12 protein-coding genes are annotated in these 12026 nt (G+C 45.2%); 8 read left to right on the top strand and 4 right to left on the bottom strand.

What is annotated here, in order from left to right; translation table 11 throughout:
- Positions 1 to 99: 99 nt before the first annotated feature.
- Positions 100 to 369: a UPF0223 family protein gene (locus N6H06_RS15870; protein WP_263707503.1), complete on the top strand. Its 270-nt coding sequence runs from the start codon at positions 100 to 102 to the stop codon at positions 367 to 369.
- 39 nt (positions 370 to 408) lie between these two features.
- On the opposite strand, the gene N6H06_RS15865 is transcribed toward N6H06_RS15870, so the two are convergent.
- Complete coding sequence (locus N6H06_RS15865) at positions 409 to 1044, bottom strand: DUF1054 domain-containing protein (protein WP_212953917.1); 636 nt, start codon at positions 1042 to 1044, stop codon at positions 409 to 411.
- A gap of 137 nt (positions 1045 to 1181) precedes the next feature.
- Here N6H06_RS15865 and N6H06_RS15860 point away from each other — a divergent pair, with 137 nt between their 5' ends.
- Positions 1182 to 1988 carry an inositol monophosphatase family protein gene (locus N6H06_RS15860; RefSeq protein ID WP_062749161.1) on the top strand — a complete coding sequence of 269 codons (807 nt, stop codon included), beginning with the start codon at positions 1182 to 1184 and terminating at the stop codon, positions 1986 to 1988.
- On the top strand, positions 1985 to 2884 hold the full coding sequence (locus N6H06_RS15855; protein WP_212953914.1) for an NAD(P)-dependent oxidoreductase: 900 nt from the start codon (positions 1985 to 1987) through the stop codon (positions 2882 to 2884). The genes N6H06_RS15860 and N6H06_RS15855 overlap by 4 nt, the downstream gene beginning before the upstream one ends.
- A gap of 24 nt (positions 2885 to 2908) precedes the next feature.
- Here N6H06_RS15855 and N6H06_RS15850 read toward each other — a convergent pair whose 3' ends face one another.
- Positions 2909 to 3097 (bottom strand): DUF5325 family protein, encoded by a 189-nt coding sequence (locus N6H06_RS15850; RefSeq protein WP_011247245.1) that lies wholly within the window; start codon positions 3095 to 3097, stop codon positions 2909 to 2911.
- A gap of 262 nt (positions 3098 to 3359) precedes the next feature.
- On the opposite strand from N6H06_RS15850, the gene typA reads away from it, so the two are divergent.
- Both typA and N6H06_RS15840 read left to right on the top strand, forming a co-directional pair.
- A complete protein-coding gene (gene typA / locus N6H06_RS15845; protein ID WP_263707502.1) occupies positions 3360 to 5198 on the top strand; it encodes a translational GTPase TypA in 1839 nt (612 codons plus the stop codon).
- 37 nt (positions 5199 to 5235) lie between these two features.
- Positions 5236 to 5568, top strand: coding sequence for a YlaH-like family protein (locus tag N6H06_RS15840; RefSeq protein ID WP_263707501.1), 333 nt, complete (start codon positions 5236 to 5238; stop codon positions 5566 to 5568).
- Positions 5569 to 5608: 40 nt separating this feature from the next.
- Here the strand turns inward: N6H06_RS15840 and N6H06_RS15835 are convergent, their stop codons facing one another.
- Positions 5609 to 5809 carry a YlaI family protein gene (locus tag N6H06_RS15835; protein ID WP_062749155.1) on the bottom strand — a complete coding sequence of 67 codons (201 nt, stop codon included), beginning with the start codon at positions 5807 to 5809 and terminating at the stop codon, positions 5609 to 5611.
- Between the two features lie 244 nt (positions 5810 to 6053).
- Between N6H06_RS15835 and N6H06_RS15830 the strand changes: the two genes are divergently transcribed.
- Positions 6054 to 7391 (top strand): PhoH family protein, encoded by a 1338-nt coding sequence (locus N6H06_RS15830; RefSeq protein WP_062749153.1) that lies wholly within the window; start codon positions 6054 to 6056, stop codon positions 7389 to 7391.
- On the opposite strand, the gene N6H06_RS15825 is transcribed toward N6H06_RS15830, so the two are convergent.
- The gene (locus N6H06_RS15825) at positions 7388 to 7900 is read right to left on the bottom strand and encodes a peptidyl-prolyl cis-trans isomerase (protein ID WP_263707500.1); all 513 of its coding nucleotides are present in this window, start codon (positions 7898 to 7900) and stop codon (positions 7388 to 7390) included. The genes N6H06_RS15830 and N6H06_RS15825 overlap by 4 nt on opposite strands.
- A gap of 159 nt (positions 7901 to 8059) precedes the next feature.
- Between N6H06_RS15825 and N6H06_RS15820 the strand changes: the two genes are divergently transcribed.
- Together N6H06_RS15820 and pyc are read left to right on the top strand one after the other, a co-directional pair.
- Entirely contained in the window at positions 8060 to 8341 is a 282-nt protein-coding gene (locus tag N6H06_RS15820) for a YlaN family protein (protein WP_062749149.1), read from the top strand.
- Positions 8342 to 8575: 234 nt separating this feature from the next.
- Positions 8576 to 12025, top strand: coding sequence for a pyruvate carboxylase (gene pyc / locus N6H06_RS15815; protein ID WP_212953910.1), 3450 nt, complete (start codon positions 8576 to 8578; stop codon positions 12023 to 12025).
- The last annotated feature ends 1 nt before the right edge of the window (position 12026 follow it).

Raw genomic sequence — 12026 nt, 5'->3', positions numbered from 1 at the left:
GCCACCTCACTTAAGGAAATTGAAGCTTATACAAAGCAAACAAGAAGAGTATAGCAAAATGGAGCGCATTTGCCTACGGATAGAAAAATGGAAGGGGGGATGGACTTGAATATTCCGATCAGATACGACTGGTCACAAAATGAGATTGTCGATGTCGCTGAGTTTTTTGACCGCATCGCGCTTGCTGTAGAGCAAGGCGTGAAAGCAGGGGAGCTGAGGGCCCACTATAACCGTTTCAAGAGTGTGGTACCTGCAAAGTCTGAGGAAAAACAGCTTTTCCGGGAAATAGATGAGCAATTGGGTATTTCCTGTTATAAAATCGTGAAGCGAGCACTCGAAGCAGAGGAACATGAGCTGATAAAAGGCTAACGATAAAAGCCAGTCGGGCAAGAAACGACTGGCTTTTCGTCAACGTGCAGGGGCGACAGCTGTTAGCGAAAGCTGGTAAAGAGGCAATAGCGTTTTGACTGTTTGGCGAATAGCGGCCATTAGCTGCTCGCCATTCTCGACTGTTTCGCTCCCTTTTGCAAAATGGCGTCCAACGAGCCATTCTGCTTTTTTGACGTCGCGGAAGCGTTCAAGAGATTGTGTTAAATCAAGCTCAGTCAACGGGTTTGCTTCTTTTTTTGTGTGGTCAACGGAAACGACATAATCGGAAGGGACGACATCCTTTATAAGCTGTTTGTTTTCCAAAAAGGTTTTGGCGATGTTGGCTTTTTCCGGTAGCTCATAAATAAACGCTAGCCAAATAAAGAGATGATCATCAAACAACCCGACTTGAAAATGGGGGTGTTTTTTGTAGCCCCGTTTATTGCCTGCAACAGCAAGCCACGTATCATTCGGTGGATTCGTCGTTCTCCTTGCATGTTGGGCAATGTGCAAAAACATTTCATTCCCTAATAGCGTCGAGAGCTCGTCTCTAAGTTCTGCGCCAATCACTTGGAATTTTGGCTGTATATTTGAACGGATTGCGTCCATTCTTTCTTCTAGACCATCGATTAAAAATGTCTCAAAGTCTGATTTTGTAAACCTAGGTAGCGGCATACATATACACTCCTTTCGTCTTATAGGATAGCTTGATGAACACAAAAGATCAAATCGCTTGTTTTGCCTTTCCATTTGTTTTGTTTTCAATTTATGCCATAATAGAAGCAATAGTAGATTAACTATAGGAGGCTTGTATGGAGACGACATGGGTAGAACTAGAAAGGCAAGCACGTGCGTGGATCGTTGAGGCGGGAGATGCGATTAAGCGAGCGCTTCACCAGCCGTTTCACATTGATGCCAAATCGGGCCCTAATGATTTGGTAACCGATGTGGATAAAAGCACGGAATCGTTTTTTTATGACAATATTGTTGCCATGTATCCAAACCATCATTTCCTTGGCGAAGAAGGAATTGCTGATCGGCTTGACACGCTAGATGGCATTGTATGGATTGTCGACCCAATTGACGGCACAATGAACTTTGTCCACCAAAAGCGAAATTTTGCAATCTCTGTAGGCATTTACGAAAACGGAAAGGGGAAAGTCGGACTTGTTTATGATGTGATGTCTGGCGAGCTGTTTCATGCAATTGAAGGCGTTGGCTTTTTCATCAATGATAGAAAACAAACGCCTGCAAAAGGAAATGAGTTAGCTCAGTCCATTATCGGCATCAATGGCAATTGGCTTGTGAAGGACAACTTGCCGATCCAGCCTGACTTGGTAGATATCGCTAAAGCATGCCGGGGAACACGCAGTTATGGATCCGCTGCCCTTGAAATGGCTTATGTAGCGAGCGGTTTACTGGATGCATACATAAGTCCAAAATTGTCCCCATGGGATTATGCTGGCGGCGCTGTTTTGTTGCAAGAAGCAGGATGCAAGACAACCCGTTTTAATGGAGAGGCATTGTCGCTGCTGGAAAGAGGGTCGATAGTCGCTGCAAAACCGGCTTTGCATGAAACATTAGTAACCGCATACTTGCATAAGGGGGAGAGCGTATGAAAGTAGGATTTATTGGCCTTGGAACAATGGGATTGCCGATGACGCGCCATTTAGTGGAGGCAGGTTATGAGACATATGTGGTCAGCCGCAGCCGTGGACCGATCGAAAAAGCGTTAGCCTTTGGCGCGGTAGAAGCGAGCTCGCCAAAAGCGTTAATGGAAACCGTTGATATTGTGATGACATGCTTGCCGCTACCGTCAACCATTCATGAAGTTTATGACGGTGCGAACGGACTAATTGCTGGCGCCTCAGCAGGCAAAATCGTCATTGACCATTCCACGGTTGACCGTGCAACCAACGAATGGGCGAGCAGCCGCTTAAAAGAAAAAGGAGCCTCGTTTCTAGACGCGCCAATTAGCGGTGGGCCAATGGGAGCAGAAGCCGGCAATTTAACGATCATGTGCGGAGGCAAGGAAGAGGCATACGAAAGGGCTCTGCCTGTGTTAAAGGCGTTTGGCGACTACATTGTCCGCGTTGGCGAGACAGGGAGCGGCACGACGGTAAAGTTGCTCAACAACATGCTTATTGGCGTCCACCAATCGGCGCTGGCAGAATGTTATGTCATGGCTGAAAAAGCAGGTGTTGATCCGGCGGTCGCCTACGAAGTCATTAAGCGTAGCGCTGGCTTTTCCAAAAGCATGGACTGGGCTGTAAATGCGATTTTGGACAGGCAGTTTGAAGCCCGTTTTTCCATTAACTTGCTTCATAAAGATATCGGCTTGGCCTTAAAGTTGGCGGATGACATTGGCATGCCACTCGACGTCGTTAAATTAGGGGCTGAGAAAGTCGCAAAGGCAAAAGAAAAGTACGGAGAACAAGATGTTAGCGCCATTATCCGCCCACTAGAAGAAGCAACAGGAACGATTGTGAAACGCCATAAAAAAGAGAGCCATTGATCGGTCAATGGCTCTCTTTTCGTTTTAAAAAGAGTTATGGTTCGATTCATTTTTTTTCCTGCGGCTAAAGCCGAGTCCCATTGAAAGGAAAATACCTAAAATCGCAACAATGGCTATAACGAGACTCCGCTCTGCCACTGCAACGCCAATTGCCATAATGCACAATACCGTTATAATTGAAAGCGTTAAAAACAATAGATTTTCTTTTTTCAAAACGGGCCTCCTTCCCTCGCTATTGATTAGTGTACCGTGATCCGCGAAAAAGGGAAAGCAAAGACTGTGACAAAACGGAAAACATTTCGACGCACGATCTTTACGAACATTCTTCAGCAATTGAAGTAGGAACGGGGCTTAATTTGTGGTATACTTGTACAGTTAAAAGCCTGAATGAGAGAGAACCTTTCATCCATGATCGCCCATAGCCTTCCAGTACGGATGGATAAAATGGGCTTAACATAGAAGGAGAGAAAAAAACATGACTGTACGCGAAGAGTTGCGTAATATTGCGATCATTGCCCACGTTGACCACGGAAAAACGACACTAGTGGATGAACTCTTAAAACAATCTGGCACATTTTTACAACATGAAACTGTGCAAGAAAGGGCAATGGATTCGAATGCGATTGAAAAAGAACGGGGCATTACCATTTTAGCAAAAAATACAGCAATCAATTATAAAGGAACACGTATCAACATTATGGATACGCCAGGACACGCCGACTTTGGAGGCGAAGTTGAGCGGATTATGAAAATGGTTGACGGTGTTCTTCTTGTCGTCGATGCTTACGAAGGCTGCATGCCGCAAACGCGTTTTGTTTTGAAAAAAGCACTTGAGCAAAAGCTGGCGCCGATTGTAGTCGTTAATAAAATTGACCGTCCTGCAGCCCGGCCGAATGAAGTCGTGGATGAAGTCATTGATTTGTTTATCGATTTAGGCGCAGATGAAGACCAGCTTGATTTTCCGGTTGTCTATACTTCTGCCATTAATGGAACGGCGTCCTTATCGCCAGAAAAGCAAGACGAAAACATGGATGCTCTTTTCCAAACGGTTGTTGAGCGTATTCCTGCCCCAGTTGACAATAGCGATGAGCCATTGCAACTGCAAATTACGTTGCTTGATTACAACGATTATGTGGGCCGTATTGGGATTGGTCGAGTATTTAGAGGCACGATTAAAGTGGGCCAGCAAGTGGCTCTCATGAAGCTTGACGGCACAGTCAAACAATTTCGTGTAACCAAGCTGTTCGGCTTTCTTGGCTTAAAGCGCACTGAAATTAGTGAAGCGCGAGCTGGCGATTTGGTGGCTGTTTCGGGAATGGAAGAAATCAATGTTGGCGAAACGGTTTGTCCAGTGGAGCATCAAGATGCGTTGCCACCATTACGGATCGATGAACCGACGCTTAAAATGACATTCCTAGTGAATAATTCGCCTTTTGCTGGTCGCGAAGGAAAATTTGTGACAAGCCGCAAACTAGAAGAGCGCCTCAAAGCCGAATTAGAAACCGATGTTAGCTTGCGCGTGGAAAACACAGACTCCCCTGATATGTGGGTTGTCTCAGGGCGTGGCGAGCTGCACTTGTCCATTTTAATTGAAAACATGCGCCGTGAAGGGTACGAACTACAAGTATCCAAACCAGAAGTCATCATCCGCGAAGTCGATGGCGTCCGTTGCGAACCAGTGGAACGTGTGCAAATTGATGTGCCAGATGAATACCAAGGCGCCGTTATGCAATCTCTTGGGGAGCGCAAAGGCGAAATGGTGAACATGGCCAACACAGGAAGTGGACAAGTTCGGCTTGAATTTCTCGTACCTGCTCGTGGGTTGATCGGTTATACAACTGAGTTTTTAACGCAAACACGAGGGTACGGGATTTTAAACCATTCATTTGATTCCTATCAGCCGGTTACTGCTGGCCAAGTTGGCGGTCGACGCCAAGGAGTGCTTGTATCCATTGAAACAGGAAAAGCGACCCAATATGGGATTATCAATGTAGAAGACCGAGGCACCATCTTTGTAGAACCAGGCACAGAAATCTACGAAGGTATGATTGTTGGCGAGCATACACGGGAAAATGACTTGACTGTCAACATTACGAAAACGAAGCAGCAGACAAATGTCCGTTCTGCCACCAAAGACCATACGGTCACGATGAAACGGCCACGCATTTTGACGCTAGAAGAAGCGCTTGAGTACTTGAATGATGATGAATACTGCGAAATGACGCCACAATCGATTCGCTTGCGCAAAAAAATCTTGAACAAGTCAGAACGGGAACGGGAAGAAAAACGGAGAAAAATCGCTTCAAGTAAGTGATCATTATCATTATTGGTGAGGAAGGGCTGAAAAGAACATGGAATTTCTAGCTGAGCAAACGGTTCCGCTTGAAAGCATGCCGTGGCTTATGCAAGCGACGTACGAGAACCCATGGATTGGTTTTATTGCTTTTGTAGCGACAATCGTCCTTTGTGTGATTGTTTTCAATCTCGGTTTTGCGAGGAAACTGCCATTGTTGAAAATGGTCGTTATTTACGTTTTGTTAGTCATTGGCAGTTTCGGGCTCTGGTTTTTGGAATTCATTTTTGGCGCGCCGATTTTAGCTGTATTAGCCATTTCCGCTGTCGTGCTAGGCATTTATCGTTTTCGGCTGCATCTCCACCGCAAAGAAAAATCGCAAAATGTATAAACGAAAGGTGACAATACCAATCGAAAAGAGTGACTGGCTTTTACGGCCAGTCACTCTTTTCTTTTTGATGGGGGGTATAAAATAAGCCAGTCGCTTTGCGCTCGATCGTCCGTTTTTCAATCCTTGCTTTACAAGAGTCGCACATATAGGTATGGATAGGACGGTTGCGCAGCCGCTTGGCAAGGGTGCTAAAATCTTCAATATCATTAATTGTGTCGCACATAACGCATTTTACTTTCATTTTTGGCTGTACCTCCCTCGAGTTTTAAATGGATGATTTATCCAATTTCTTGTTGGAAAAACAGGCACACACGGATGGAGGAACTTGAACCGTTATTGTTATTGTAAACAATTTACGAAAAAAAAGAAACGCCTGCATTTCTTTCTAAACTTTCGTCTAAGTTGTTTTGCTCCTACATACGATAATGAAAAGGAGGCTTGCCTTAAAAAGGAAATTGAGCTGCACATGTCGGGAGGCGTATGATTTGGGGAAAGCTAATCAAATTTATGTATTAGACACAAATGTCCTGCTTCAAGATCCATATGCGATCTACCAATTTCAGCCGCATGAAGTGGTCATTCCCGCTGTCGTATTGGAAGAAGTAGATTCTAAAAAACGTAATATGGATGAAATCGGGCGCAATGCGCGTTTGATCGCAAAAATGGTCGACCAATTGCGTGATGGCGGGAAACTCCATCAAGGCGTCGTCCTTGATCGGGGCGGGGTATTCCGCGTTGAGCTAAATCATCGCTCTTTCAAGCATTTAAGAGATAGCTTTGCTGAAATGACAAATGACAATCGCATCATTGCGGTTGCCTTAAATTTGCAGAAGGAAGAGAATGAAAAAGCAAATGGATGTGAAGTCGTGCTTGTCAGCAAAGACGCGCTAGTTCGCGTTAAGGCAGATGCGTTTGATTTAAGAACAGAAGATTTCCTAAATGACCGCGTCATTGAAACAGATAAAAGCTATGATGGGTTTGAAACTTGCTATGTCGACCAGGAAGTCATCGACCAATTTTACAAAAGTGGCCAAGTGTCTGTGACAATGTTGCCTGACCGCTCCTTTTTCCCAAACCAATTTGTCGTTTTAAAAGACCACGTCCAACCTTCTAGTTCAGCGCTTGGAAAAGTCGATTTGCTTGGCCATTCGATTAAACCGCTTGTAGGCGAGCATGAGCATGTATGGGGAATTCGTCCACGTAATGCCCAGCAAAAGATGGCATTGGAGCTTCTGTTGCGGACAGACTTGCCGCTTGTGACCATGATTGGAAAAGCCGGGACAGGCAAGACGTTATTGGCGCTTGCTGCTGGGCTTTTGCAGACGGAAGACCTCCACCTTTATAAAAAGCTTGTTGTCGCCCGCCCTGTCGTCCCACTCGGCAAAGACATCGGCTATTTGCCAGGCGAGAAAGAGGAAAAACTAAAACCTTGGATGCAACCTATTTACGATAATCTTGAATTTTTATTTGACACAAAGAAGCCAGGCGAGCTGGATCGGATTCTCGCGGGGATGAGTTCGATTCAAGTAGAGGCGCTTACTTACATTCGTGGCAGGAGCATTCCCGACCAGTTCATCATTATTGATGAAGCGCAAAACTTAACGAAACACGAAGTGAAGACAATATTAACGAGAGTTGGGGAACGCAGCAAAATTGTGTTGATGGGGGACCCTGAACAAATCGATCACCCCTATTTGGATGAATATACAAATGGGCTAACATATGCGGTTGAAACGTTTAAAAAGGAAGCGCTGAGCGGACATGTTCGCTTGATCAAAGGAGAACGCTCAGCGCTGGCGCAGCTTGCCGCAGACTTGCTTTAGACGAACACGATTTCGCGGACGCGGCGAACGGGTTCTTTGCTGCTGCCATCGGCAAGATAGACATGGACAGGGCCATCCTCTTTTAAAGGCTGGCCTTTTTCGGAAAAAGCAGCAATAAACGAATCGCCTTGCTCAATGCTGAAAGGAAATGTTTCGCCGTCAGTCGTGCGTATTTCGATTGCTTTTGCCCTTTTATTCGGAGCGGCGTTGCGGATAAAGGGCTTTAGTGGCATGCCAAAAGAACCGTTTGTCCATTTTTGCCGTTCGAAAGCAATCTGATTTGAATCACGGTTGGGGTTCGGTGGCTCAGAGCCTTCTAGCATTTCCTTATCCCACTTTTTTGCTACTGCTTTTGTGTAGCTTACTAAATCATTGTCATCAGGCAAGCCTTCTTCACTTTCAAAAAACGCTTCCAAATCGATTTTTCGTTCATCGAATATCCATACAGTCGGGTCAATCGTTAGTGGTCTAGCGACTTTTCCTGAAATAAAAAACACAAACTCTTCCATTCAAGCACCCTCCATTTTTACACCGTACCAAAAGTATAGCGGGGAATAGCGCAATTGTCACGGCTTCTGCCTGTTCGAAACTAGGGAAAAAGATTGCAATTTCGGGGAAACAAAGATACTATGTAAGTAGAACGAACATTTAGCCAAGGAGGGGACACCTTGACGACGAATGCTGTGACTAGCCAGAGCGAGAAAGCGTACGCGCTCTTGCAGGCAGATGCTGAAAAAATTCAGAAACTCATTGAAGTGCAGCTGGAAAATTTGACGATGCCGCAATGCCCCCTCTACGAAGAGGTTTTAGATACGCGGATGTTTGGCCTGTCAAGGGAAATTGACTTTGCCATACGTCTTGAATTAGTAGAGGAAGAAAAAGGGAAAATGATTTTGAACGAATTGGAACGCAAACTTGCACTGCTGCATGAAGCTTCTATGAGAAAATAAAAACCGGGCAACTTGCCCGGTTTTTCTGCAATAACGCACCCACGACGGGGTAAGTTGAGCGCTAGATAAAAATATTTCGATTAACAGAAAGGCAAGTAATCTAGCGGACCTAGCTTTTTTTTTTAGCCTAAAACGAAAAAATTTTTAACTTTATAGTTGCCAAAACGACAAAAATCGTTCAAAGTATAAAAAAAGAAAAAAGCTTGTTTGAAACGAGTTGGGGAGGTAGTCGTTATGAATGCATTAAAATCGATTAAAAAAGTGCTCGTTGCAAATCGCGGGGAAATTGCTATTCGGATTTTTCGGGCATGTTCAGAGTTGAACATCCGTACTGTCGCTATCTATTCGAAAGAGGATACAGGTGCTTTTCACCGTTATAAAGCGGACGAAGCGTATCTTGTTGGCGAAGGGAAAAAGCCGATTGATGCTTATCTTGACATAGAAGACATCATTGCGACAGCAAAAGCACATGATGTCGATGCGATTCACCCAGGCTATGGGTTTTTGTCAGAGAATATCGAATTCGCCAGACGTTGTCAGGAAGAAGGGCTGATTTTTGTCGGACCTGAGCTTGAGCATCTTCATATGTTTGGTGACAAAATACAGGCACGGGAACAAGCATTAAAAGCAGGGTTGCCTGTCATTCCAGGGAGCGATGGCCCAGTTGCTAGCTTAGAGGAAGTCCAAGCGTTTGCTGACCAGCACGGCTATCCGTTTATTATCAAAGCTTCCCTAGGTGGAGGCGGTCGCGGCATGCGTATTGTCCGTGAAAAAAAGGATGTAAAAGAATCGTATGAACGGGCGAAGTCTGAAGCGAAATCAGCGTTTGGCAATGATGAAGTGTACGTAGAAAAATTTGTCGAACGCCCTAAACATATCGAAGTGCAAATTTTAGCCGATAAGCACGGAAATATTGTCCACCTGTATGAACGGGACTGTTCAGTGCAACGGCGCCATCAGAAAGTAGTCGAAATTGCGCCAAGCGTATCCCTGTCCGAGGAAGTACGAAACAATATTTGCGAAGCAGCCGTCAACTTGATGAAAAATGTCGGCTACATAAACGCCGGTACGGTTGAGTTTCTCGTCACCGATGACGGAACATTCTATTTTATTGAAGTGAATCCTCGTGTCCAAGTTGAACACACGATTACGGAAATGATTACTGGCATTGACATTGTCCAGTCACAGTTGAAAATTGCCGACGGTTACAAACTCCATGAAAAAGAAATCGACATTCCTAAACAAGAAGACATCGCTTGTTTTGGCTACGCGATTCAATCACGGGTAACGACAGAAGACCCTGCGAATGGATTTATGCCGGATACGGGAAGAATCAATGCCTATCGCTCAAGTGGCGGCTTTGGTGTTCGCCTGGATGCTGGAAACGGGTTTCAAGGCGCTGTCATTAGCCCTCACTATGACTCATTGCTCGTAAAAGTGTCAACATGGGCGTTAACATTTGAGGCTGCTGCCTTGAAGATGGTTCGTAATCTGCGAGAATTTCGGATTCGCGGCATTAAAACAAATATTGCATTTTTGGAAAACGTCGTCACACACCCACAATTTTTAAACGGCGAATACAATACTCATTTTATAGACGAAACACCTGAGCTGTTTGTCTTTCCTAAACGGAAAGACCGGGGGACAAAAATGTTGTCCTTTATTGGGGAGACGGTCGTTAATGGTTATCCAGGCTTGGAAAAAGGGGAAAAGCCGCTGTTTGACAAGCCGATTGTCCCTGCTTTTAATAAAAACGAGCCGATACCAGCGGGCACAAAGCAAATTTTAGATGAGCGAGGGCCAGAAGGCTTAGCGAAATGGGTGAAGCAGGAACAAAAAGTGCTGTTAACCGATACGACGTTCCGCGATGCCCACCAGTCGCTGCTTGCGACGCGTGTTCGCACGTATGATTTAAAGAAAATTGCTGAACCTACAGCGCGCTTGCTTCCTGATTTGTTTTCTCTTGAGATGTGGGGCGGAGCGACTTTTGATGTCGCCATGCGTTTTCTGCATGAAAATCCGTGGGAACGGCTTCTTACGTTGCGTGAAAAAGTGCCTAATGTGCTGTTCCAAATGCTTTTACGCGCCTCTAATGGCGTCGGTTATACAAGCTATCCTGACAACGTCATTGCTGATTTTGTTCAGAAGTCGGCTGAAGCAGGCATCGACGTTTTCCGGATCTTTGACAGCTTAAACTGGGTTGAAGCAATGAAGCCAGCCATCGAAGCTGTGCGTGCGAGCGGAAAAGTGGCAGAAGCTGCCGTATGCTACACGGGCGATATTTTGGACAAAAATAGGGATAAATATGATTTAAATTATTACAAAAAGATGGCAAAAGAATTAGAAGCGTCAGGCGCCCATATTCTTGCCATTAAAGATATGGCTGGATTGTTAAAACCGGAAGCGGCCTACCAACTTGTCTCTGAGTTAAAAGAAGCAGTCGACATTCCGATTCATTTGCATATGCACGATACAAGCGGCAACGGTATTTTCACCTATGCCCGTGCCGTAGATGCAGGTGTGGATATTGTCGATGTCGCCGTTAGCTCAATGGCCGGCCTGACTTCACAACCAAGCGCAAACAGTTTGTATTATGCATTAGCGGAAAAAAGCCGCCAACCAAAAATGGATGTTGGCAACTATGAAAAGCTCGATCAATTTTGGCATGATACGCGCAAATTTTACCGTGGGTTTGAAAGCGGTATGAACGCTCCTCATACAGAAGTGTATGAGCATGAAATGCCAGGGGGGCAATATAGTAACCTTCAGCAGCAAGCGAAAGCAGTTGGGCTGTATAATCGCTGGAATGAAGTGAAACAAATGTACCGTCGCGTTAACGACTTGTTTGGCGATATTGTGAAAGTAACGCCATCTTCCAAAGTAGTTGGCGATATGGCCCTTTACATGGTGCAAAATGATCTGACTGAAGAAGCGATTTTTGAGCGGGGCGAAAGCCTTGACTTTCCTGACTCTGTTGTGGAATTTTTCCAAGGGCAATTAGGCCAGCCGTACAAAGGCTTCCCTGAAAAGCTGCAGCGCATTATTTTAAAAGGCAAACAGCCTATAGAGGGGCGCCCTGGCGAACATATGAAGCCAGTGGATTTCAAAGCAGTCGGCAAAAGCTTATTTGAAGAGCTTGGCCGTCAAGTAACGAGCCACGACGTGCTTTCTTATGCCTTGTATCCAAAAGTATTTATGGAATACGAGCAGTTTTGCCAGCGGTTTGGCGATGTGTCTGTCCTGGATACGCCGACATTCTTTTATGGCCTCCATTTAGGCGAGGAAATTGAAGTCGAAATTGAACGTGGAAAAACGTTAATTGTTAAGCTTGTATCTGTGTCGGACCCACAACCAGACGGGACACGAATCGTCTATTTTGAACTGAATGGGCAACCGCGGGAAGTTCATATTCAAGATTTGGACGTGAAAACAACAACAGTGACACGTCCGAAAGCGGAGAAAAATAACCCGAGCCACATTGGCGCTTCAATGCCAGGAACCGTCATTAAGGCACTTGTAGCTGAAGGCGACAAAGTCCAAAAAGGCGACCATTTGATGATTACAGAAGCGATGAAAATGGAGACAACTGTCCAAGCAGCAATTAGCGGTACGGTTAAAAAAGTGTATGCACGAGATGGAGAGTCGATTTCAACAGGCGACTTGCTCATTGAACTTTCCGAGTAAC

Source organism: Shouchella tritolerans (assembly GCF_025770735.1).
Classification (GTDB): Bacteria; Bacillota; Bacilli; order Bacillales; family Bacillaceae_D; genus Shouchella; species Shouchella tritolerans.
Note: the sequence above shows the minus strand (reverse complement) of the source record. Positions and strands in the feature narration are given on the sequence as shown.

Coding starts and splice junctions, on each gene's coding strand:
- N6H06_RS15870 (WP_263707503.1), top strand. CDS start 100: ATGGACTTGAATATTCCGATCAGATACGACTGGTCACAAAATGAGATT.
- N6H06_RS15865 (WP_212953917.1), bottom strand. CDS start 1,044: ATGCCGCTACCTAGGTTTACAAAATCAGACTTTGAGACATTTTTAATC.
- N6H06_RS15860 (WP_062749161.1), top strand. CDS start 1,182: ATGGAGACGACATGGGTAGAACTAGAAAGGCAAGCACGTGCGTGGATC.
- N6H06_RS15855 (WP_212953914.1), top strand. CDS start 1,985: ATGAAAGTAGGATTTATTGGCCTTGGAACAATGGGATTGCCGATGACG.
- typA (WP_263707502.1), top strand. CDS start 3,360: ATGACTGTACGCGAAGAGTTGCGTAATATTGCGATCATTGCCCACGTT.
- N6H06_RS15840 (WP_263707501.1), top strand. CDS start 5,236: ATGGAATTTCTAGCTGAGCAAACGGTTCCGCTTGAAAGCATGCCGTGG.
- N6H06_RS15835 (WP_062749155.1), bottom strand. CDS start 5,809: ATGAAAGTAAAATGCGTTATGTGCGACACAATTAATGATATTGAAGAT.
- N6H06_RS15825 (WP_263707500.1), bottom strand. CDS start 7,900: ATGGAAGAGTTTGTGTTTTTTATTTCAGGAAAAGTCGCTAGACCACTA.
- pyc (WP_212953910.1), top strand. CDS start 8,576: ATGAATGCATTAAAATCGATTAAAAAAGTGCTCGTTGCAAATCGCGGG.